Genomic DNA, 22,471 nt, shown 5'->3' with positions numbered 1-22,471 from the left:
CGGCACTGATACTAAAAGGCATACCACGCAGCATCAGCGCAAAGACACCGCCAATTGCACTCATCGGGATGGCTGTAAAGATCAGCGTTGCTTGCTTAAACGAATGGAATGTGAAATATAGTAACATAAAGATTAGTAATAACGAAACCGGTACGGCAATCATTAGACGTGCACTCGCTTTCTGCAAGTTCTCAAACTGACCTCCATACGTGAAGTAATAGCCTGCCGGTAGTTTAACCTTTGTTGATAGCTGTTGCTGAATATCCTTGACCACACTTTCAACATCTCTTCCAACAACGTTAAAGCCGATGACGATCCGTCGTTTACCAGCCTCTCTGCTGATCTGTGCTGGGCCAAGCTTGTAGTCAATCGCTGCTACCTGTGAGAGTGGGATCTGGATGCCGGTGTCTGTTGGAATCATCAGATTACGTACATCATCTATACTATTGCGATGTGTCGTGTCCAGACGCACGACAAGATCAAAGCGACGTTCGTTTTCATAGATCTGGCCTGTACTTTTACCGGCAAAAGCTGTACTTACCACATCATTTACTTCCTGAATAGTCAGTCCATAATTGGCAATACGTGTACGGTCATAAACAATATTGATCTGTGGAAGTCCGGATACCCGCTCCACTTGAGGAGAAGTAGCTCCTTTAACAGATTGAATCTGTGCGGCGACGATATTGGCGTAAGAAGCCAGCGAGTCAATGTTTTCGCCGAAAATTTTCACGGCTACATCCTGACGGATTCCCGTCATCAGTTCATTGAAACGCATCTGAATAGGTTGGTTCTTCTCAAAGAAAACACCCGGTATTACCTCTAGTTTTTCAAGGATAGCAGCTCCAAGGTCGCTATAGCTCCGCCCTGATTTCCATTCTTTCTGTGGTTTGAGGACCACCATCAGATCCGTCGCTTCTGGCGGCATAGGATCTGTCGGTACCTCCGCAGCTCCCGTTTTTCCCACAACCATTTTTACTTCTTCAAACTCCTTAATGATCCGGGAAGCTTGCATCGAAGTTTCTATACTTTGTGAAAGCGAGCTCCCCTGAGGCAATATACAGTGAAAGGCATAATCCCCTTCCTGTAGTTGTGGGATAAATTCTCCACCCATGTTTTTAAAGAAGAAAACCGATAACGCAAAGAAAGCTACCGCCAAACTGACAATGATGTATTTAAAGCGGATTGCCTTCTGCAGCAACGGTGCATACATATGTTGAAGTTTTTCGATCAGGCGATCACTGAAAGTATTCTTATCATGATGTTTTTTAGGCAGGAATAGGGCACACATCATTGGAATATAGGTCAGCGAAAGAATCAATGCGCCAAATATCGCGAAACCTACTGTCTGCGCCATTGGACGGAACATCTTTCCTTCCACACCCACTAATGTCAATATCGGGATATAAACGATCAGGATGATAATCTCGCCAAAAGCGGCACTTGTCCGTATTTTTGACGCCGATTCAAACACCTCATCGTCCATTTCGGACTGTGTAAGCTTTTCGGTAGACTTGCGTAGCCCCAGGTGATGGAGCGTTGCTTCTACAATAATGACTGCACCATCGACAATAAGTCCAAAGTCTATGGCGCCCAAGCTCATTAAATTGGCGCTCACACCAAACACATTCATTAGCCCTAACGCAAAGAGCAGTGATAAAGGAATGGCCGAGGCCACGATGAGGCCTGCACGGAGATTACCTAAAAATAACACCAATACAAAGATGACGATCAATGCTCCTTCTATGAGGTTCTTTTCTACAGTGCCTATTGCCCGGTTGACCAGATCTGTACGATCCAGATAGGGCTCAATGACCACATCATTGGGTAGGGATTTTTGGATAGTAGGTAATTTCTCCTTCACACGTTTGACGACTTCATTGCTATTTTCACCCTTTAACATCATCACCACACCGCCTACGGCGTCTACTTCGCCGTTATAGGTTAGGGCGCCGTACCGGACAGCATGTCCAAAACGTACATCGGCGACATCTTTGACATAAATTGGAACTGCACCCGATTTTTTGATTGCGATATTTTTTACATCTTCCAACGATGTTGCCAGCCCGATGCCACGAATGAAATAGGCGTTGGGCTTTTTGTCAATATAAGCGCCACCAGTATTTTGATTATTCTTCTCCAGCGCGGTAAAAATTTCAGGTATCGTGATATTCATCGCTCTGAGACGATTAGGGTCAACAGCTACCTCATATTGTTTCAATTCACCGCCAAAACTATTTACCTCAGCAATACCCGGGGTGCCATAGAGCTGACGGGCCACGATCCAGTCCTGCATTGTCCGCAGATCCTTTGCATTATATTTGCTTTCGCTGCCCTTCTTGGGGTGAATAATGTATTGGTATACCTCGCCTAGGCCCGTACTAACGGGGGCCAGCTCTGGCCTGCCAATACCTTGAGGAATTTGGTCTACGGCGTCTTTTAGACGTTCGCTGATCAGTTGCCGTGCAAAGTAAATGTCTACATCTTCTTCAAAAACAACAGTAATCACAGAAAGTCCAAAACGTGATATACTTCTGATTTCCTCGATCTTTGGTACCGTAGCGATACTCTGTTCAATGGGAAAAGTAACCAATTGTTCGACTTCCTGACCTGCCAAGGTAGGACAGGAAGTAAAAATTTGTACTTGATTATTGGTAATGTCGGGAACGGCGTCTATGGGCAGCTTTGTTGCACTCCAGCCGCCCCATATAATAAGTAACAAGGTCATTAAGGCGATAATGATCTTATTCTTGATGCTAAATTTAATTATACTATCTAACACAATATACTTGATTAATGCTTAAATAATAGATATATAGAATATCCTATTTCCATGTAGCATTATGCTACAGCTAATTCCCACGGCCAGCACTGATTAGAAAAAAAAAATTCCAATAATGTTTACCGAAGGCTAATAAAAATTAAAATTAAGCATCTACCTTGGGCGGTTGCCAGATAGTTCCGAAGTAGTTCGATAGAATGGGTGTGTCTAAAAGCGGCATGCGATTGTCAAAATAAATCGAAATCGGAATACCCGCAATTTTTGGTAACTGATATTCAAATATCGTAATATTTCCACTGCAGCAGTTGCAATAGCAAAAAATTGAACATGCATCCGTGGTATCTTCACTATGATTATGCGATTCGTTCAATTGTGTTTCCATAGCTGCTCCCTCGGTGCGAATATTCGCATCACTGCATGGGACAAAGGAAAGTCCCAAAATATAGGTGATCAGTATGATAACAGCTAACCTCATTTGTTATACAAATTTAGAAAAATATTTTAAAAATTTACTCTTTTATAATAATAGCATATTTCGTTGTCGTCGCCCATAAACCTAAAGACTATAGCAATGGTCTTGCGAGAAAGAGTTCATTCCGAAAAAAAATAATCGTAACACTTCCTACAAATCCTGCTCCATTCTAATATTAAAGCTTCGGCCTCCCGCTGAATAGGTGCCGTTTGAAAATGTGTCGGCTGAACCTCTCTATTCCTAAAAAAGATGATTCTGTCTACTTTAGCTATGAGTTTAATTTATACGAAAATAATAGCCCAATAAAACTATTAATAAAACTAGAGGTAAGAGACCTTAAGACACTTAAAAACAGTGTTTAAACACTGTTGAATATTTGTAGGATTTTCACTACAAGAAAAACTACTTATCGGAAATCATGATGATTAAACAAAATGCTATATATATAATTGTACAAGTAAATTTTAATACTGGTCAATAAAAAATATATACATAACGAATAAATGTTAACTCTTTAAATAAAAATTAGTAATAATATAAAATAAATCAATCAAAATCATTGAGAAACCAAGTAAAATCAAAATGTCTACTTACATGAAAAAGAATCGTCACCGCAATCTTAAAAACGTCATAATGTTGGGATGCATTATGCTGATTGCATCAAGCATTTACTCTTGTAAAAAGAGTGGTGAAAACACAAGTCTGGCCGGAGAAACGATTGTCAAAATCAATTTACAGGGTGTAGCAGCCTATGGTGAAGACGAAAGTAGCGCTGTGGGACAAAAACAGGGCTCAACAAAAGCCTCTGCTGCAAGCAATGCTGCTGATGTACAGGAAATGAGTGTTCCTTTTGGCAACGGCACCTCCATTGATGTGGTACTGACAAACAGTTCCGCTGCGGCAGTCAAAAGGGGATTGGTTGCTTCATCGGCTGTCAAAGCCACAACGCCTCAAGTAACTGAAAAGCCTTTGGGTAACGATGTGAAATACAAAGTTGTTGTTTATGACGAGCAAGGGAATTATGTGACTGAAAAGACGTATAGCTACGGTGGTGAATCCGCTGCTGACGGTATTGTTCTTGATGCCGGGAAAACATATACATTTATTGCCTATTCAATCAATAGTACGAGCGCAGTGCCAACCATTAATAGTCAGAACACGTTTTCATCCGCAAGTCTTAACAATATCAGTGGCGATTTAATGTATTTTGCGAGCAAGCTGAAATTAAACAGTGGTGTGAATAACTTGAATGTTGTTTTAAAACACCGTTTTAGCCAGATCACAACAACATTGTCAATGGACGCCAATATGACTGGCGCAATTACCAAACTTGAAAATGCGATATTTAATCCTAGTCATTCATCTGCTAACTTTAAGCTTTCGGATGAGGCACTTACCTATAATGGATTAAACAATGCCGGCGTATTGGCACAATTTCCTGCTTTAGGAATAGGCCTACGGACTGTCGTGAGCACTCCTTCCTTATTAATCCATTCGGCAACAAGCGCGGGAACACTTAAATTGGGCACGTTGACCATTGATGGTGAAACCAAATCGAACGTGACAATTCCGAATGTAAAGATCAATCCGGGACAAAAATACGATCTGAAACTTAATTTCAAAACTTGTACACAAGATGTGACCAGCAACGGATTAAACTGGAGCTACCCAGCAGTAACCGTAAATGGTAAAACAGGAATTCGAATTGACGGTGTATTTCATCCAAGCGGTACCACAATATCAAAAAGCTTTACGGCACCTGCCTCCGACTACGGGTTTGTATTTGACATCACTGAATTGGACAATGCCTTCAATATGGAAATTAACGGTGTGAAATTGGCAAAAAATGAAATCCAATTTGAAGTTGGCGCATCCTCAGCACAAAATATACAGTTCCTCGACGGAAGTAAATATGCAGGTACAAATGTAGAAACAGGTAAAAGAATTGACCAAGTCTATAATATGCAGGGAACAGCTGCTAATCCATTAATCAAACTTGTGATCAGCAGAACTGGCAAAGTGACCATGTTTGGTAGTAAAACAAATGGCGGTCCGCTGTATGAGCTTGTTTTGGTCAATGGTAATTCCTTCAATACTTTCCCTTGGGGAAGCACACAAGACAATACAGTTAAAGTGACTCAGCTTGTGGACGGACGTACAATTATTAAAGGTGTAGGTGCAGGCAAGAAGAAAATACCTTGTAGCTAAGCACAGAAATAGATTCAGAAAATATATATAAATCATTAAATAAAAGACTATGAAAAAGAAAATTGTCTATATCGCCCCAGAGGTTAAGGTACAAATGATCGAACTTGAGCAAGGTATCGCTGCGGGATCTGCTTGTGCAAGACCCGAAGACTCTAACGGTCAGGTCGGTGAACAATGGGGGCTTGGCGACAATGACAACCGTACAATAGACTGGTAATAAAATCAGCACTATCGGTATGCAAAAAGGCCGAATTAAACACAGACAATGGTGTTTAATTCGGCCTTTTATTGATTGTAAAAAGTGGTTATAATACCTTCTGCAAACGTTTTGGGAATTCGCTTATTTTTGAAATGCTGAGCTGTTTCATCACTTGAAACAGGTGTGCCTTGAACATATTGATCGTATGTTCACCGCCTGCGTTCCCTAGGGCACCAACACCATACATAAATGGTCTTCCCATGAAATTGAATTCGGATCCAACAGCATGTGCACGGGCTAGGTCTACACCGGAGCGGATACCACCATCCAGCATAATCTTGATTTTGTTTTTATATTCCGGATTGCCTGCAAGATGAATCAATGAATTGATGGATGATTCACTGGCATCAAGCTGTCTTCCGCCATGGTTGGAAACGATGACACCATCTACCCCGAGTGCAATGGCGGCCTGCATATCCTCATCGGTTGCAATCCCCTTTAATACCAGTGGTCCTTTCCATAAGTCGCGAATGGCTTTGATTTTTTCGACATCTACTTTTCCGGTAAAGGTTTTGTTCATAAACTGCCCCAGCTGGGCAAGGTCCAGACCCTTTTCCATATAAGGCTTTAACGTTGCAAAAGACGGGATGCCATGTCTGAGGGTTTCAATACCCCAGGTTGGACAGGCAAATGTCTGTAGAATATTTGCAATATTCATCTTTGGCGGCATGGACAAACCGCTTTTAATCTCTTTATACCGAAGTCCAAAGGCAGGAACATCGACCAGAACCACAAGTACGGGACATTCCACTTCCGTCAGACGTCTTAGGATATCGTCGCGCAACTTATTTTCTGTTGGGTGATAAAGTTGAAACCAGGCTTTGCCCTGCGATACTTCAGCGATACGCTCGATACTGCTTGTTGACACTGTGCTCAAAATATAAGGGATATCATTTTCTGCGGCTGCTTTGGCCAAAATTTCCGGTGCGTTGGGCCACATCAAGCCCTGCAGACCGATTGGCGAAACCCCAAACGGAGCACTATATCGGCGGCCAAAGAGCTCTACGGACATATCAATTTCATCGCTCGCTTGAAGATATTGTGGCTTTAATAAAATATGATCAAAATCATTTTCATTCCGGGCGAGATTCAGCTCTTCGTTAGCACCTCCTATTAAATAGTCAAATGCAAATTTTGGGATTCTTTTCTTTGCCTGTTTTCTTAGATCTTCAACAGCAGGATAGCGCGTATTGTATGTAAATTTTTGGCTCATGATTGATGTATTAAATATTGGCAGTGAATTATCTGCGCGCCAAATATACTATATAATTTGAAAATAGTTTGATATTTATCCAATAATATCCTAAGTATTCCGTCGGTAGCCGAGCTCAGCGCCACCGCTGACAGGCAGGTTCACCCCTGTGATGAAACGGGCGCTTTCAGACAGCAAAAAGATACATGCATCTGCAATGACATCCCCTTCCGGACAATAACCCAGAAGGTGTATGTTTTTTAAAAAATCAAAAATCTGTTCGGGCTGCGGTTGCTCGGATGCCCATTGTTGAAGCATAGGGGTCATGACTGCGGCCGGCATAACCGAATTCACCCTTATTCCTAGTGCCGCATAATCTATTGCCATCGCTTTGGTCAGCGCATTGACAGCGCCTTTTGTCGCAGCATAAGCAGCATGATTTTCTTGTCCAATCTCTCCCACCAGACTGCTTGTATTTAAAATACATCCGCAGGAGTGCTTTAGATGGGGAAAGCCATATTTGGTCGTCAGTAAAATACTCTTTACATTGACATCAAACAGCCTGCTCCACTCCTGTACACTGGTGTCATGTAAAGGTTTGGATGGACTCGCCAGCCCTGCATTATTGTGAATGGCGTCCAGCCGGCCAAAAGTCGCTATGGTCTGATCGAGGGCTGCCTTTACATCTTCTTCTTGGGAAATATCGGCACAGATACCCAAATGCGGAGCCCCCAGCAGCTCGCCTGCCGCGGTAACGGACGTTTGGTCCAGACCAATAAAAACAACCTTCGCTCCTGCCTTTGCGTAGGCCTGAGCACATGAAAGACCAATTCCAGCAGTACCACCGCTGATCAATATCACTTTATCCTTTAATGCGTTCAAAATAAATCTATAAAAGGTTATTCAATTAATTCAGGAATCTAAAATACGACAAGTAAGCATTTACTTGAAAATTACATATAACATTGTGACAATAACAAGTAATATACCAGTTAAAACACGATAATTCCCCATTCCTTTCCATGCTGCTCCGCGGAGGGGCTCCAATGGACTTTTCCAGTAAAGCAGTTCGCTTTCAGTACTATGCTGTACCGGATAGAGATACGATAGGATGATTTGTATAAGCATGCAGACCAAGAAAAGATAAAAGGCCATCATCATAAAGGGCGTCTGTCCGATCCAAGAATGTGGAAAGATCTTATTGATCATAAAAACACCCGTACCTAAAGATGATCCGATCCATAAAGTCATTTTTGCAGATACTGCAGAGGCTTTCCGCCAGAATACTCCCAAAAGAAAAACACAGGTTATTGGAGGGGCGATATGGGCGATCACATCATTGATACCATTAAAAATGCTTTCATACTTGTCCAATAACGGCAATAGGCACAAAGAAAAGACCATGGCAATCACAGCGGATATTTTTCCGATACGAATCAGCTGCTTGTCTGTAGCCTCCGGTTTCCGCTGTTTGAAGATATCATAACTAACCATGGTCGAGATAGAGTTGAGCGCGCCCGAAATCTGGCTCATCAGACCGGACAGCAGCGCTGCTACAAGTACACCGATCAGACCTGAAGGTAACAATTGCGTTATCATCAATGTATATATTCCTTTGGAATTCACGCTGCCTGCAGCATCTACCCCCAAGCTATGAAGATCGAGCTGTCCACTTTTAAACAGGGTATAAGCAAACAGTCCGGGCAGTACGAATATAAAGACGGGTAAAATTTTGAGAAAACCACAGAACAGGGCGCCGACACGACCATGGTTCTCGTCTTTTGCCCCCAATACACGTTGAACAATGGTTTGATCGGCGCACCAATACCAGATCCCCAAAATAGGATAACCAAAGAATACCGCATACCAAGGCATTCCGCTACTGTCGTCGGTACCGCGGAGCATGGACAGCCGGTCAAGTTCACCGGTTGTTGCAAGTACATCTTTCATGGCCATCCAGCCGCCCATACGATGGAATGCTGCAACACTGATAATAAATGCCCCCGCTAATAAAACAATTGTCTGAATGGATTCTGTAACGACTACAGCGCGTAGTCCGCCAAGTATCGTATATATTCCCGTGATTATGCATATTGCTGTGATACTCATGTACATATTGAATCCAAAAAGTGTCTTCAGTACAATGCCACCCGCTAGCATAGAGAAGGCGATATGGATCACAATTGCAGATATAATGGAGATGAAAGTCAACCAGTCCCTACTGGAACGGTCATATCGTCTTTCTAAAAAATCCGGGAGGGTTGCTACGCCGGATTTGAGGTAAAATGGTACGAAGAACAGGGCTAACAGGATCAATGTAAATGCCGCCATCCACTCAAAGTTACCATTGAGCAAACCGGTATCAAATCCGCTTTGGGCCAGGCTTACAAGGTGTACAGTTGATATATTGGTGGCAAACAGCGCGAGTCCGATCGCTGGCCACCGAAGGGTTTTTCCAGCGAGAAAATAGCCCTCTGCCGTGCCTGTACTTCTTTTGTTACCTCCTATGCCTACAACAATACCCACGATCAAAATAAGGGCGATATAAGCGATAGCAATACCTAAATCTATATTTCCTAACATACTATTATGCTATATTAACTCACAACTACTTCCAGGTTCCATTGCTGTCCGATAAACACCATTCTCAATCCGCACAGGTTGTGCAAAATGAGATTTTAGATGTGGGATGTGTTCAAGGAATAATGCTTGATGACCAAGACTGATGTGGTTGAACAGTACTAAATGCTGGTGCAGTTGCCCCATATCCCCCACATGCGGAACCACAGGGATACCATATTTCCGGCAGAGGAGACTGACACTGATAAACTCACTTACACCACCCACACGGACTGCGTCCACCTGTACAAAACCCGCAGCACCCAACTGCAGATAATTTTTGAATACAATGCGGTTGGGTACATGTTCACCCATGGCAACCTTTATGGGCGCAATGGTATCAGTCAGTATTTTATGTGCAACAATATCATCGGGATGGGTGGGCTCCTCCACCCAATAAGGATTCATCGCTTTGAGTTCCTGACATATTGCCAACGCTTGTGGTAGCGTCCACTGTTGATTTGCATCCAACATGACAGTAGCCTGATCCCCTGCAACCTCCCGAACAATATGTGCTCTTCTGATATCACGGAGCGGATCTTCACTGCCCACTTTCAGTTTCATGGCTGTAAAACCATTGGCGATTGCGCGTTTACAGTTTTCACGAACCTGTTCATCAGAATAGTTAAACCAACCGACAGAAGTATCATAACCGATATAGCCCTTTTCGATTATATTCATTCTTTCTTGGCGGCTTTGCCAATTTTCGGCAATTAACGTAATGGCCTCTTCCCGCGTAAGCTCATCTTCCAGATAGGAAAGATCCAGCGTGTTGACAATTTCTTCGGGTGAAAGGTCTATTAAAAGTTTCCAAAGCGGAATACCACGCGTTTTTGCCCATAAATCAAAGCAGGCGTTTGTGACAGAAGCCAATGCCAGGTGCACAATACCTTTATGTGGCCCTAGCCATCGGAATTGCTGTTCATTGCTCAAGGTGTTGAATATCGCGCCGAAATTTGCCATTAATTCTTCGATCGGCATTCCTTTGAGGCGTTCGGCGTAAAAAGATGCCGCCCGACAGACCAATTCATTTCCTGCGCCTATCGTAAAAGCTAATCCGGTTCCGATACGTCCCTTGTCATCTTTCAAACGTGTGACGGCATAGGAATATATAGGGTCTTTGTGTACAGCATCGCTCCCTGCTCCGGTACCTAAAGGAAATCTGCGGTCCTGGATATCATAGGTTGTAATCATTCTAGTTCGTTGTTTTTGAAATTTTTGGATCGATAAAATTATAGCTTCAATTTTTCCTTTAGCTTGAGTAGCAGATCAACATCCGTCTCTCTGATACGTCCAGCTCTGTCTGGACCGACGTTTAAGATCAGGATATTATCCTGTGCAGTTGCTGTCCGGTAGATTTGCTCCAGCTCTCCCAACGTTTTGTATTTTTTATCTGTTGTGTTATAAAACCAGCGCTCTCCCAATACCACCGTGGTTTCAAATGGCATGTAGTATGTATTACCTTGTGAGGTAAAGAGTTTAGGGTCAGGTGTGGCAGGTAAATACGGGTCTCCCAAACGGAAGTCGCTCGGGAAGTAACGTATCGGGAATAGGTTTTGCTGATCCTTCGGTAGCACCATATGCTTATCCACATTTTCAGGGGTGCCAATGCTCCAATTGATGCCGACCTGACACTGAGGTGCTTTACTTTTGACCAAAGTATAGATTTCCTGTGCCGGCCACCTGTAATTCTCCTTTTCCCACCCGCCATCTAACCAGAGTTCAACAATGTCCGTATATTTTTGGGTGATATCGAGCAGTTCGCTCAATTGGTTAAGCATATAGGTATTATAAGCTTTGTCTGCTGTCGGGTCTTTTACATTTCCATTTTGTTTACGGTCCCATAGGGAATAATAAAGTCCCAGACGAATTCCCTGATTTCGGCATTCCTTTGCCAATGCCGCTACAACGTCTGTCTTATTTGCTGAGCTCGCCACATCATAGCTTGTATATTTACTGTCCCATAGACAGAAACCATCGTGATGTTTACTGACCAATATGATATATTTCATGCCGGCAGCTTTTGCAGTTGATACCCATTGTTTTACGTCGATCGCCGTAGGAGCATATGAACCCGGAGGTTTCGAACCATCCGTCCATTCCTGATCATGGAAAGTATTCATGCCAAAATGGATGAACATGCCATACTTGCGGTCAATCTGCTCTTGCTGATATCGGTTAGGTTTATCAGCGGCTGTAGGCACAATGGCTTTTGTTTGGGCAAACACCTTTGCGCCCATTAGGCAAAGGGTTAAGCAAAATAATAACTGCTGTTTCATCATTTATTTCGTATAGGTTTTTATTTCAATATGTTGCTTTAATCAATCCGTATGGAACACCTCCTCCATATCGGACCAGATAACACCTTTTGCGTGGGCTTCCGGGAGTGGCATTTGACAGGGGTCTGTTTCTTTCCACCAGCGTTGTGTTTCAGGATCCGATGCCATTCGTTTCATATCGGCCGAGAAATCTGTTCCGGTATATTCAAAATAGCTGAATAGATAATGTTGTCCGTTTACTTCTTTCAAGAAAATAGAATAGTTACGAATATGGCATTCCTTAATTTTCTGGAGCACGCTTGGCCATGCTTGGGCATGCAGTTTTTTGTAATAGCCCAATCTATCTGTTTTTAACCCTGTAATGGAGGCATAGCGCCTGACCAATTCAGGCTTCCCCTGTCTTCCGCAGCCCACAGCTAAAAATGTGATTGTATGTAACAGCACAAAAAGCCTCACAGGAAAAAAAATCTTCGATGGCATATTTAGGTGTTTTAGTTATTAATGCTACTTTTATTTACATCTGCTAAACTACAATTCTGGAAATAATAAAACTGTGCCTGGATTGCTCAATACTGACACTATATTACCGGTATTTGACCTCGTATTTTATATTAGAGATAAAATAGTCTATATTTAAATTCCTTTAAACAATAATAACCAAGTAAATGAAACCCGTTTTCACGAAAATATTAGAGGGATCAGAGATAGCGACATTCGCAACGAAGGAAGTTTGTCAGCCATCTTTTTCCACCGAATTCCATTTCCATCGTGCTTGTCAGATGACCTACATTGTGCAAAGTGAAGGCAAGCGAATTATAGGTGATAGTATAGACAGCTATTCTACCGATGAATTGACTTTTTTAGGGCCTGACCTGCCCCATGTATGGCATAATGATCGCTCGGATAGGGATTCGGTACAGGTGTCGCGTTCAATGGCGCTTTATATCGAACCTAAATTAATGGTTGAGGTATTGGGACATCTTTTTAAAACACACAAAATAGAGGCATTTCTTACCGCATCCAAACGGGGGCTTTTATTTCAGGGCGAGACGAAAGAACAACTGAAACGCAAACTGGAACAGATGATCCATATCGATTATGGCATTCAAAAAACAATTTTACTTCTTGAGATTATCGAATTGCTGATTACAACTGATGAATATAAATGTCTCTCCAGTCCGGGGTATACACACAATTATAGTTCGATGGATAATGATAAAATTGACCGGATTTTTAAGTTCGTATTCAATAACTTTACAAAAGAAATTTCGTTGGATGAGGCTGCGACTTTGGCAAATATGTCCAAGCACTCCTTCTGCCGGTATTTTAAATCCCGTACACAAAAAACCTTTGTGCAATTTGTCAACGAAGTACGTATCAGTGAATCATGTCGACTGATTGCTGAAAACAAATTACAGATTACCAACATTGCTTTTGCCTGTGGTTTCAATTGCCTTTCTAATTTTAATAAGATCTTTAGATCTATTAAGGGACTTACACCGAGTATGTATAGAGCGCAAATACAGACCTAGGAAAAAGATGACTTTCATTACATATATAATGCTCTGCTGTATAATGCTCTGCTGAAAAAAAATCAGTATGTGTCTACGGACGAAAGGCCCGAAACCGCAGGGCCATTTAATTTATCCAAAAGCAAGCATTTCAAACCTCTGTCCTGAAGTTCCTTTGCAAGCGTCACACCAGTGATTCCCGCCCCAACAATAATGGTATCAAATTCTAGGTCGCTGAAATCCGTTGAGAAATTTTGCTCTTCGACAGTTTGCCAAAAGCTCTTGTTGCTACCGTCACGTTTCATATCGATTCAATTTTAAAGACTGGGAACCTAGGTTTCCAGTTCTTTGTGGTCTAACTAATTATGTATTTGTACAATAAGAACCAACACCCGAACTAATCGTTTTAAGATTAAATACGCAAAAAAAAGAAGAAATACGCCGTCGTATAAAGAAGCAAACTATCCAATTACCACTAATGTTCTTCCCCAAAAAGAGGAAGATAAAAACTTGATCAAAGTAGAAGGCATGAAAAAAAAGAAAAATTTATTCGAACGGTTTTCAAACTGGGCTACACACGCTACCGGAAGTTCAGCGGCATTTATTTTGGCAACGTCCACTGTTATTGTCTGGGCAGTAAGCGGTCCTATCTTTGATTACTCTGAAACCTGGCAACTGGTGATCAACACGGGTACCACAATTATTACCTTTCTCATGGTATTTCTAATTCAAAAATCACAGAATAAAGATTCCAAAGCACTCCATTTAAAACTCAATGAGTTGATTGCCTCCCATGAAGGAACGAGCAACCGGATGGTGAGCTTAGAGGATTTGAGTGAAGAGGAACTGGACCAGCTTGCCAAGTTTTATGCGCATATCGCGAAACTTGCCCTCAAAGAGAATGATCTAACGCATACACATTCCATTGATGCAGCCCAAGAAAACCATGATTTCAAAAGCAAAATCCGTCAGAAAAGGAAGGAAAGCAAACAATCCAATCAACAATAATAATCCTTAACACACCAATTGACCCCTTGATTAATTTTTGAAAATCTTCCATAATTCATCGTTTTGTTATAGAATGGGCTCACCAAGTTGAGCCCAATAGCCATTTTAAGCTAACTCTTTTTTTCATGTCGGGCTTAGTCGTGTTCCTCCGTTTTGACAATTTTATTATAGATGCCCAATAGTAGAAAAAGGGCTGTCCATTGCCCAATGAACAGGACTGTTTTATCGTGCATCGGTTACTTATTTCATAATTCTAACATGTTTATACTCATAGCAGAAACGGACTTTTACGATAAGCCTGCGTATCAGCCACAAATTTTGCTTTAAATACCTAAAATAATGATTTTCAAAACGCTAGTCTATTGAGCTGTGTTCCTAAAGCAATACATTATTTAAGGAAGAGCTTATGTTTACATCTATTATTATTGGTATTGTTTTTATTTGGTAGCCACTTATATCATTATAAATTGTCGCCATAGAAAAAGCGACACACGCGACAAAGAGAATCGTTAAATATTAAATAATTGCATTATGAAAATCATTTTAAGAATCGTTGGCTTATGTATAGCCATAATGGCCGGGATCATGGTCATTTACGCACAGGATACTAGTCAGACCCAAGCACAAACTGGGGATATAGACTTTGCTAGTAAAGCGACAGCAAGCAATAACTTTGAAATCCAGGCAGCAAATATTGCGCTGACAAAATCGCAGGATCAAAACATTAAGCAATATGCGCAGATGATCGTCGATGAGCATACGATCGCGGGAAACGAACTGGCAACGTTGGTTAAAAATAAAAACTGGCAATTAAGTACGCCCGATAATCAAAACTACGAGCAATCAATCGAGCAGTTGAACAATGCGGACCCAGCCAATTTTGATCGTACTTATGTTGATCTGATGGCCAAAAGCCACCAAGATGCTATTACCCTTTTCAAGGATGCCAGCACTGGTAGTGCAACTACAGACACAGATCTGCGTAAATTTGCGACCGATAAAATCCCAGCTTTTCAGAAACATCTCGATCAGCTGAAGAATATGCAGCCCGCAGAAAATACTCCGGCAAAAGATACATTAAAAAATACGAGCCCGGGCGCTCCTAGTCCGACCAAATTAAAACCGGTCAGACCCAGTTTAAAATAGTTTTTATACTCCAACTTTCCAATGTTGAGGACAAAGCAATCGGCTTTGTCCTCTCCTTTTAAACAACATAATTATGCAACAGACATTCGATTATATACATGAACTTTTAAATAGACAGATGGCCCTCCGGGCGAAAATTGAAGCCAGCCCAAGTGCCGGCGAAATCAGTTTTAACTATGGAGAGGATTATTATCAAGAAGAAGTCAGAAGTATGGGACTTGCTATGATCCGTGAAGGGATGAATGATGAAGGTGAACAGTTGATTTTGGATTTTACACAAGAATATTATCCTGATCACCTTGATGACGAGCGTAAGTGGATCCAAAAAATGATGCGCTATCTAAACGCCATTACCGATACGTTGATTGATAATCTGCATGCTGAAGGCTACAAATGGTTACAGGGAAATGTCGATATGCCCAACGAACATGCGATATTCTATCCGATTTATGAACTCAATGCTGATAGTCTACAATCCCTCGAATTGGCACTCAATACAATTGTTGATCTGAGTAAGCCTGAGGAATTGGAAAATCTACAAGGTTGGCTTTATTATCGGTCTGAAAAATAATACCCGTTTAAAGCAGATGCATTTATGCCGAAGTGACCTTTGTCTCGTATTTAGCGGCTTTAATCTTGACAGTCTCCAGAAATTTACTTCTAAAAATTTCAATTTGCTGTACATTATGAATACCAACCTGAACCGACAGTATATAGGCATCTGTAGTGATATCTTTTGTATATATCTTTAGAGAAATGCTCGGATCAATTTCATCAAAAGAAGGGATTATATCCAGAAGCCACTGTTTCTATTGCGCGACAGCCCTTGTCGTATTAAAGGTTAATTGTAGATTTTATCGGATATCCACTTCACCGAATGTCCAATTGACCAAACGCCCGAAGAGCAGTTCGCCATTCGGAATAATAACCTGTGCCCTTTGGTAACCACTTTTTCTATTGATAACATTCCACGTCAATCTGCTGATACATCCCATGTTGACCGATAATTTAAACTTATTCGCCGTCCTTTTCACGGTCAAGATTATCCAAGGGAACACCTTGATCCTTCGTTGCAGTACTATCCTGAACTGTATCCGCGGGGCGGCTACGGTGAATATTATCCAGCGGGACACCGCTACTCTTCTCTGAGGTATCGGTAGCGATTACATTGTTTTCAGCGGTTTTATTGGTTCTGTCCCTACATGCGTGCAGTATGAACGTTATACCCAAAACGCCTATTATTAATTTCGATTTTTTCATTTTATGTGCAAATTTAAACGTTGATAAAATTTTTTGAACCGTTAACAGATCAATTCTTTCCGGTTTGCGCATGCGGCGCATCTACAGGCTTGGATTCCGGTGATCCCTTTTGTCGTAAAAAAATTGTAAAAAATACAATAGAAAGTACGGATAAAAATTCACTCTGCCAGTTCTGAAACGTCTCAAACCAAAATTTAGGCATCAGCAGATAAGCCAATGCGGCATCCGGCGGCAAACCATCAAGTAATTGTTCCAAATTATGCTGGCGCCAGCTTCCATAGAAATGCAGGACCCAGCTGATCAGGAAAAGCAGGGCAAAGCAAATAAATAAGGAGGAACTGTATATGCGCAGCAACCATCCTCCCTTTCGAACAGGATAAGGTGCATCCGGGCTCGGCTTTGGATCACGATCCACCTCTTCGGGTTCATCTAGCTTTTTTGATTCCGCGGATCCCCATTGGCGCAATCCCACCGTAAGCATGACATAGAGCGCCATCTGTAAAAATTCACTTTCAAAATTTTCAAAAGTGGCCGAAATAAAATGTCCGGTTCTCAGGTAGGAAACTAATGTCAAGGGTACTTGCTCCGCTTGTTGTAATTCCTCGTTGTGCAGCTTCCAACCTGTGATAAATTGCATGCCGAGCGCAAAAATAAAAAGGGCTAAGAATACCAGGCTCAAACCATTCCGGTATAAAAAGGAATAAGATGCTTTTGTTTTCATAACTGTTATTTTATCATACTATGCTTTTCTTTTCAGGGTAAAGCTGATCCGGCCATTGGGTTCCATGAGTGCGATATCAACTTCATCGAGATGTATACTGTGGGTTTCCAGGCGCAAGCTAGTCAATAGATCTGTTCGGCTGACTCCCAATCGATCCATCTGATCCCATTGAATCTGATCGTTCTTGTATAATACTGCTGGCTTGCCTTTGACAAGATTGCCTAGGTAAGACAGACGAGCCGACAATTGTGTCAAGATCTTATTGACCATAATCATTACAAGGCCGGCAAATATGGTCGAGAAAAACGGTGAAGCGCCTACTATACCCCGTGCCAATACCGCGCCTAACATGATAATAATTACAAAATCGACGCCTGATTTTCTACCCAATATCCTTATTCCACCCAAACGAACCAAAAGCAGTGCAACGATAAACATCATAAAGGCGCGCATCCCCATCTGAACCATTGAGAGCTCTTCGCCCGTGCCGAATAAACTTTCCATTATTTTTATGTTTAGTATCAATTGTTTGACCCGAGAACTGTTTCCATCCTAGTTTATATTCCGAAATAGCACGATCTATTTTGTATAGAACACCGACGAGCGTTAAAGCAGTTTGGCCTAGAATGGAAATCAAGTACTTATACCCGCCGTGCATGTGGGGAATACGTTTTCATAAGTTGAATCCAAACTACAACGAATTTAAGGCTGTTTTAAGTAAAAATGATACTATGATCGATCTTGATAATCCCCCCGAAGAGTGCATTACATTCTTTAAGGACACATTACAGCTGCTACATACCAGCGGTAGCGCATTTATGGTTGGTGGTGCACTGGCTATGTTTCATTATACGGGGATTATTCGACCCACTAAAGATCTCGATATTTTTTGTAAGAGCAGTGCGTATCCTGCTATTCTGAAACATTTCGCCGCCAACGGTTACCAGACTGAATTGACCGATGTCCGTTGGCTTGCCAAAATCCATAAAGCACCTTATTTTATTGATATTATATTCGATAGTGTCAATCATAATTGCACGATCGAACAGGACTGGTACGATCGTGCGCCCGAGGGCATATTATTTGACACGCCCGTACGCTATGTTCCGGCAGAAGAACTTGTCTGGTGCAAATTATATGTACAGAATAGGGAACGTCATGATAGTGCTGACATTAATCATTTGTGGCTCCGCTATGGAAAGCAATTTGACTGGAATCATTTATTGATGCGCATGGACCAACATTGGCATCTTTTATTGGCGCAGATAATTATATTCCAGTTTACTTATCCACATGATTATCGCGAGATCATTCCACGGGATCTGTTTGACGAGTTGATCAAACGCGCACAGGAGCAGTATGAACTTCCCCCCTGTCTCGAAAAAGTGTGCTTGGGCCCGCTGATTGATCAAACGCAATATCAAATTGATATTAAAGAATGGGATTATAAATCATATACTATAAAAACTGTATAGCGATGGCAAGGAAAACAACAATTTCGGCAATAGGTGATATACATATGAATCAGAGCCAACAGGGAAAATGGAAAACTATATTTGAGGAAATCTCACCCAAAGCCAAAGTCCTGTTGTTATGTGGTGACCTTACAGATACCGGTGATGAAGAAGAAGCGGAAATGCTCGTTACGGAATTAAAACACTTACAAATTCCGGTGATTGCGGTCCTGGGGAATCATGACTATGAAAAAGGCCGGCAAAAGCAGATTCGACAAATTCTAACCGATAGCAAAGTCACCGTCCTGGATGGGGAGGCTATTGTCGTAGCGGATATCGGTTTTGCTGGCGTGAAGGGATTTGGCGGTGGCTTTGACCGCTATATGCTCTCGATGTTTGGCGAAGATGCGATGAAAAGTTTTGTTCAGGAAGCAGTTAACGAATCCCTCCTATTGGACCGGGCGCTAGCAAGGCTAGAGCAGGAATATACAGACATAAAAAAGGTGGCCCTCCTCCATTATGCCCCCATCGCGGAGACCGTAGTGGGCGAACCCAAAGAGATTTATCCTTTTTTGGGCTCTACACATCTGATGGAACCTATTCAGCGCCGAAATGTTACAGCCGCATTCCATGGGCATGCTCATGCGGGCAAATTTAAAGCGCAGTCGCCGGCGGGCATCCCCATTTACAATGTGGCTGTTCCCGTTTTGAAAGCTCATCATGGAGATGATACCAGTTTTGCCCTTATCGATATCTAGTGAGATGCCTGCCCGAAACCGCTTTTTCATAATGCGCTTTACCAATTGGTGACTTACTTCGCCGTTTTCCTGCACTTTGCCAAGCCAGCGAAGCGATAAGAATAGATTAATCAATGCAGGCGCCATTTGGGAAGATAACGCGGTTGTTATTGACGAGGGACTAATAAGTAATCGTACACCGGATGATTTACCTGCATTCAATAAAGCAATTATTAATGCATTTGCAAAGACATAGATCTCCTATAAAAGACGTAGAAGTACACCATCTTCGCGTAGTAAATCGGTCAACGTTTAGGCTCACGAAGCTGTTCAGCTAATAAGTAACACATAAATCAAAATATTATGAACACAGCAAAACGTACTGCCAGTAACACGTCCAAAGGACAGTCACATGGCAACACCGACAAAGCAAAAAGTATGAATAAAAGTAACACAAAGGGTTCATCGACGCAACGAAGCACCGAAAATGGCAACGCCAGTAAAACAAAAGATGAACTCTTGCAAATGGCCAAGAAACTCGAAATCACTGGCCGACATGATATGACCAAGGATGAGCTGATCAAGGCTATTGAAAAGCAAGGGAAAAACTAGAAAGGAAATAAAGAAAGTCGNNCGACTTTCTTTATTTCCTTTCTTTGGGCCGGTCTGTGGGATCATTTGGCATATCATTGATTTGGTCAACCTGTGGATCCACACCTGCTTCAGCATCACCCCTATCCTTATGACCTACATCTTTTAGCACTTCACCATCAGTGCCAAGTTTCACTTTTTTCTTTTTCTCCATTTCTTTTCCTACCAATCTATTTTCGTTTTTTGTCGCCATAATTATTTAATTTATTAATGTAAAAGCATATTATGAAAACCGAATCTAACCAATTCAGCTGTATTTCTTGTTCTCGTTTTTTCGATCAAGCGCTGCCGATGCCCTTCCACTGTACGTTTACTTAAAAATATACGATCAGCGATCTCGGCATTGGTATAACCTTCTGAAATCAATTCAAGTACGGCCAATTCCCGTTCTGAGATATCATATTTAGTCATTATAATACGTTTATCCGGATTATTTTCTATGTATAGTCTGTAATTCTCTATACAGGAAAGTCCTAATGAAACACTGAGATATTTTTCTCCGTTCGCAATCTGGCGGATTCCAAAGACTACCTCATCAGCGGAACTGTCTTTGACGAGATAACCGTCTCCACCAGCACGTAACACTTCAAAAACAGTCTGTATATCGTTCATCATCGAAAGGGCAAGCACTTTGATTTGCGAATATTTTTCCTTGATACGTCCTATAAATGTGATTCCATTCATTTTTTCCATTTTAACGTCCGTTAAAATGATATCCGGTAGATTATTTTGTGCCAACATATCCAAAGCCCCCTCTGCACTCTCGACATCAGCCAATACAGCCATATCTTTTTGAGATTCCAAAATTAATCGAAAACCATTTCTCACTAAATGATGGTCGTCTACAAGCATTAACTGTATCATAATTTCTAATTTACATGAACTTGTTGTCTATACTAATAGGAACATAAGTAAACTGTAAAAAGTTTTTTACAAAACAATATCGTTAACAGTGGGCGTCAAGATGGACATTGTCAAATAGGTAACTAAAAACTAAATTTAAAAAGTTAAACGACTCTTAAGTCGAAACTGTTCTATTAAAGACAATGACAGGATTTAAACCCTGTTAGAAAATTTAAATAAAGATTAGTTTATGAAGAAGACAGTGAAAACCCTTATGGCGATAACATCCATTTTATTGGCAATGTATGGATGTAATGGTAAAACCAATGAACAAAAATCAAATGAATTAATGCGGGATTCGGTACCAAATGACACGACAACAATCCAATATAGAGATACAAATTCAAGTGAATCGCGAGGTGATATTCCTCCTACACCTCAACCAGACACATCTTCAAAAAAATAAAACGATATGGTTTTGATTGTTGTTCATCCTGTTATAATAGCATAATTATGTGCTCTCCCGTCGGGAGACGGCCGGAGATAGATTTATTGTAGGAAGCTAGACACCTGAGTGTCTAGCTTTTTTATTGTGCCCACCTACCAATGAATTTATTCAAATGTCAGGTTGATTTTTGAAAATCCCAATCCTTGTAATAAAGGTTTAAAGACCGTGGTCGCATTTGCTTTGGTCTGTTGCAGAATATCCGATTTTTTCACATCATCTGCTACCGCTTTTTCAGCAGTTTTATAGGCTTCATCAACCAGTTCAGCCTCTCTAAGAAATGCCATTTTGGTATCATAAACCTTTGATGCCTCATGGTCAATCTTAATATAACATATTTCTGGCGCCGGCAATTTGATGGAAACAGAATCTCCTATTACCTTAATATCCTCAGGCGTCAGTTTAGTCAAGTTCACACAACCTACAGCATCTGCCTTGACAATGAGTAATACGCTTGCTGTAGGCAAAAAAGTATTGATGTTTTTATGTTCAACAACATCACTATAACGATATTTAACAAGCTCCAATTTACCCATCGCTTCAATGCGATCGACCAGCAGCTGGTGCTTGCTTTCTACTTTAGGCCCGCTGTTGTATTTTTGATAGACAAACCAAGCCCCTACTGCCAAAATGGCCACGATCAATAAAAATTTTAAAAATTTTCCCATAAATATTATAATACAAATAATAGACCAAGCTGCAATTATAGATATTTGGACCGAAAATGTTGTACGAACACTGTCTTATACTACTTTCTAATATCGCTCGGCAAAAATATACCATTTGATAGACAATCGGTTAATCAAAAAGTTTAAAAAACATTT

27 protein-coding genes are annotated in these 22,471 nt (G+C 41.4%); 11 read left to right on the top strand and 16 right to left on the bottom strand.

Annotated features, from left to right (window positions below; genetic code table 11):
- Together B4G94_RS02845 and B4G94_RS02840 are read right to left on the bottom strand one after the other, a co-directional pair.
- Positions 1 to 2,782, bottom strand: a 2,782-nt coding sequence (locus tag B4G94_RS02845) for an efflux RND transporter permease subunit (RefSeq protein WP_286857050.1), incomplete at its 3' end; no start/stop codon positions are given.
- Between the two features lie 145 nt (positions 2,783 to 2,927).
- Complete coding sequence (locus tag B4G94_RS02840) at positions 2,928 to 3,257, bottom strand: DUF6660 family protein (protein WP_108634228.1); 330 nt, start codon at positions 3,255 to 3,257, stop codon at positions 2,928 to 2,930.
- 591 nt (positions 3,258 to 3,848) lie between these two features.
- Here B4G94_RS02840 and B4G94_RS02835 point away from each other — a divergent pair.
- Positions 3,849 to 5,462 carry a hypothetical protein gene (locus B4G94_RS02835; protein ID WP_286857047.1) on the top strand — a complete coding sequence of 538 codons (1,614 nt, stop codon included), beginning with the start codon at positions 3,849 to 3,851 and terminating at the stop codon, positions 5,460 to 5,462.
- Between the two features lie 49 nt (positions 5,463 to 5,511).
- Positions 5,512 to 5,679, top strand: a complete 168-nt coding sequence (locus B4G94_RS02830; protein ID WP_286857045.1) for a hypothetical protein — start codon at positions 5,512 to 5,514, stop codon at positions 5,677 to 5,679.
- An 88-nt stretch (positions 5,680 to 5,767) separates the two neighbouring features.
- Here the strand turns inward: B4G94_RS02830 and B4G94_RS02825 are convergent, their stop codons facing one another.
- The 6 genes from B4G94_RS02825 to B4G94_RS02800 form a co-directional block, all read right to left on the bottom strand.
- Positions 5,768 to 6,934: an alpha-hydroxy acid oxidase gene (locus tag B4G94_RS02825; RefSeq protein WP_165306850.1), complete on the bottom strand. Its 1,167-nt coding sequence runs from the start codon at positions 6,932 to 6,934 to the stop codon at positions 5,768 to 5,770.
- Between the two features lie 90 nt (positions 6,935 to 7,024).
- Complete coding sequence (locus tag B4G94_RS02820) at positions 7,025 to 7,795, bottom strand: SDR family NAD(P)-dependent oxidoreductase (protein WP_286857044.1); 771 nt, start codon at positions 7,793 to 7,795, stop codon at positions 7,025 to 7,027.
- A 60-nt stretch (positions 7,796 to 7,855) separates the two neighbouring features.
- Positions 7,856 to 9,496 (bottom strand): sodium:solute symporter, encoded by a 1,641-nt coding sequence (locus B4G94_RS02815; RefSeq protein ID WP_286857042.1) that lies wholly within the window; start codon positions 9,494 to 9,496, stop codon positions 7,856 to 7,858.
- Between the two features lie 9 nt (positions 9,497 to 9,505).
- Positions 9,506 to 10,726, bottom strand: coding sequence for an enolase C-terminal domain-like protein (locus B4G94_RS02810; RefSeq protein WP_108634224.1), 1,221 nt, complete (start codon positions 10,724 to 10,726; stop codon positions 9,506 to 9,508).
- A gap of 38 nt (positions 10,727 to 10,764) precedes the next feature.
- Entirely contained in the window at positions 10,765 to 11,772 is a 1,008-nt protein-coding gene (locus B4G94_RS02805) for an alpha-L-fucosidase (protein ID WP_286857039.1), read from the bottom strand.
- Between the two features lie 81 nt (positions 11,773 to 11,853).
- Positions 11,854 to 12,291 (bottom strand): L-rhamnose mutarotase, encoded by a 438-nt coding sequence (locus B4G94_RS02800; RefSeq protein ID WP_286857038.1) that lies wholly within the window; start codon positions 12,289 to 12,291, stop codon positions 11,854 to 11,856.
- Positions 12,292 to 12,476: 185 nt separating this feature from the next.
- Here B4G94_RS02800 and B4G94_RS02795 point away from each other — a divergent pair, with 185 nt between their 5' ends.
- Positions 12,477 to 13,343, top strand: a complete 867-nt coding sequence (locus B4G94_RS02795; protein ID WP_286857037.1) for an AraC family transcriptional regulator — start codon at positions 12,477 to 12,479, stop codon at positions 13,341 to 13,343.
- A 62-nt stretch (positions 13,344 to 13,405) separates the two neighbouring features.
- On the opposite strand, the gene B4G94_RS02790 is transcribed toward B4G94_RS02795, so the two are convergent.
- Entirely contained in the window at positions 13,406 to 13,627 is a 222-nt protein-coding gene (locus tag B4G94_RS02790) for an FAD-dependent oxidoreductase (RefSeq protein WP_286857036.1), read from the bottom strand.
- Positions 13,628 to 13,850: 223 nt separating this feature from the next.
- On the opposite strand from B4G94_RS02790, the gene B4G94_RS02785 reads away from it, so the two are divergent.
- From B4G94_RS02785 to B4G94_RS02775, 3 genes are all read left to right on the top strand, one after another.
- On the top strand, positions 13,851 to 14,330 hold the full coding sequence (locus B4G94_RS02785) for a low affinity iron permease family protein (RefSeq protein WP_286857035.1): 480 nt from the start codon (positions 13,851 to 13,853) through the stop codon (positions 14,328 to 14,330).
- Between the two features lie 531 nt (positions 14,331 to 14,861).
- Positions 14,862 to 15,476, top strand: a complete 615-nt coding sequence (locus B4G94_RS02780; protein ID WP_286857033.1) for a DUF4142 domain-containing protein — start codon at positions 14,862 to 14,864, stop codon at positions 15,474 to 15,476.
- Between the two features lie 73 nt (positions 15,477 to 15,549).
- Positions 15,550 to 16,047 (top strand): hypothetical protein, encoded by a 498-nt coding sequence (locus B4G94_RS02775; RefSeq protein ID WP_286857030.1) that lies wholly within the window; start codon positions 15,550 to 15,552, stop codon positions 16,045 to 16,047.
- Positions 16,048 to 16,330: 283 nt separating this feature from the next.
- Here the strand turns inward: B4G94_RS02775 and B4G94_RS02770 are convergent, their stop codons facing one another.
- Genes B4G94_RS02770 through B4G94_RS02755 form a run of 4 tightly spaced genes read right to left on the bottom strand, consistent with a single transcriptional unit; the run spans position 16,331 to position 17,961 of the window.
- The gene (locus tag B4G94_RS02770) at positions 16,331 to 16,471 is read right to left on the bottom strand and encodes a hypothetical protein (protein ID WP_286857028.1); all 141 of its coding nucleotides are present in this window, start codon (positions 16,469 to 16,471) and stop codon (positions 16,331 to 16,333) included.
- Between the two features lie 19 nt (positions 16,472 to 16,490).
- Entirely contained in the window at positions 16,491 to 16,736 is a 246-nt protein-coding gene (locus B4G94_RS02765) for a hypothetical protein (protein ID WP_286857026.1), read from the bottom strand.
- Positions 16,737 to 16,785: 49 nt separating this feature from the next.
- Complete coding sequence (locus tag B4G94_RS02760; RefSeq protein ID WP_286857024.1) at positions 16,786 to 17,457, bottom strand: DUF6766 family protein; 672 nt, start codon at positions 17,455 to 17,457, stop codon at positions 16,786 to 16,788.
- Between the two features lie 18 nt (positions 17,458 to 17,475).
- Positions 17,476 to 17,961 carry a DUF421 domain-containing protein gene (locus B4G94_RS02755; RefSeq protein WP_286857023.1) on the bottom strand — a complete coding sequence of 162 codons (486 nt, stop codon included), beginning with the start codon at positions 17,959 to 17,961 and terminating at the stop codon, positions 17,476 to 17,478.
- Positions 17,962 to 18,113: 152 nt separating this feature from the next.
- On the opposite strand from B4G94_RS02755, the gene B4G94_RS02750 reads away from it, so the two are divergent.
- From B4G94_RS02750 to B4G94_RS02740, 4 genes are all read left to right on the top strand, one after another.
- Positions 18,114 to 18,932 carry a hypothetical protein gene (locus B4G94_RS02750; protein ID WP_286857022.1) on the top strand — a complete coding sequence of 273 codons (819 nt, stop codon included), beginning with the start codon at positions 18,114 to 18,116 and terminating at the stop codon, positions 18,930 to 18,932.
- Positions 18,933 to 18,934: 2 nt separating this feature from the next.
- Complete coding sequence (locus tag B4G94_RS02745) at positions 18,935 to 19,669, top strand: metallophosphoesterase family protein (protein ID WP_286857021.1); 735 nt, start codon at positions 18,935 to 18,937, stop codon at positions 19,667 to 19,669.
- Positions 19,670 to 19,745: 76 nt separating this feature from the next.
- Positions 19,746 to 19,904, top strand: a complete 159-nt coding sequence (locus tag B4G94_RS27975; protein WP_349681858.1) for a DJ-1/PfpI family protein — start codon at positions 19,746 to 19,748, stop codon at positions 19,902 to 19,904.
- A 107-nt stretch (positions 19,905 to 20,011) separates the two neighbouring features.
- On the top strand, positions 20,012 to 20,260 hold the full coding sequence (locus B4G94_RS02740; protein WP_108634201.1) for a Rho termination factor N-terminal domain-containing protein: 249 nt from the start codon (positions 20,012 to 20,014) through the stop codon (positions 20,258 to 20,260).
- Between the two features lie 31 nt (positions 20,261 to 20,291).
- On the opposite strand, the gene B4G94_RS02735 is transcribed toward B4G94_RS02740, so the two are convergent.
- On the bottom strand, positions 20,292 to 20,492 hold the full coding sequence (locus B4G94_RS02735; protein WP_286857020.1) for a hypothetical protein: 201 nt from the start codon (positions 20,490 to 20,492) through the stop codon (positions 20,292 to 20,294).
- Between the two features lie 14 nt (positions 20,493 to 20,506).
- Entirely contained in the window at positions 20,507 to 21,163 is a 657-nt protein-coding gene (locus tag B4G94_RS02730) for a response regulator transcription factor (protein WP_286857019.1), read from the bottom strand.
- 229 nt (positions 21,164 to 21,392) lie between these two features.
- On the opposite strand from B4G94_RS02730, the gene B4G94_RS02725 reads away from it, so the two are divergent.
- Positions 21,393 to 21,608, top strand: a complete 216-nt coding sequence (locus B4G94_RS02725) for a hypothetical protein (RefSeq protein ID WP_165306866.1) — start codon at positions 21,393 to 21,395, stop codon at positions 21,606 to 21,608.
- Between the two features lie 146 nt (positions 21,609 to 21,754).
- Here the strand turns inward: B4G94_RS02725 and B4G94_RS02720 are convergent, their stop codons facing one another.
- Positions 21,755 to 22,315 (bottom strand): DUF4230 domain-containing protein, encoded by a 561-nt coding sequence (locus B4G94_RS02720; protein ID WP_165306867.1) that lies wholly within the window; start codon positions 22,313 to 22,315, stop codon positions 21,755 to 21,757.
- Positions 22,316 to 22,471: the final 156 nt, after the last annotated feature.

This window comes from Sphingobacterium sp. UBA7625, from assembly GCF_002484085.1.
GTDB lineage: Bacteria > Bacteroidota > Bacteroidia > Sphingobacteriales > Sphingobacteriaceae > Sphingobacterium > Sphingobacterium athyrii.
The sequence above is the reverse complement of the archived record's forward strand: the minus strand, read 5'-3'. Positions and strand labels throughout refer to the sequence as shown.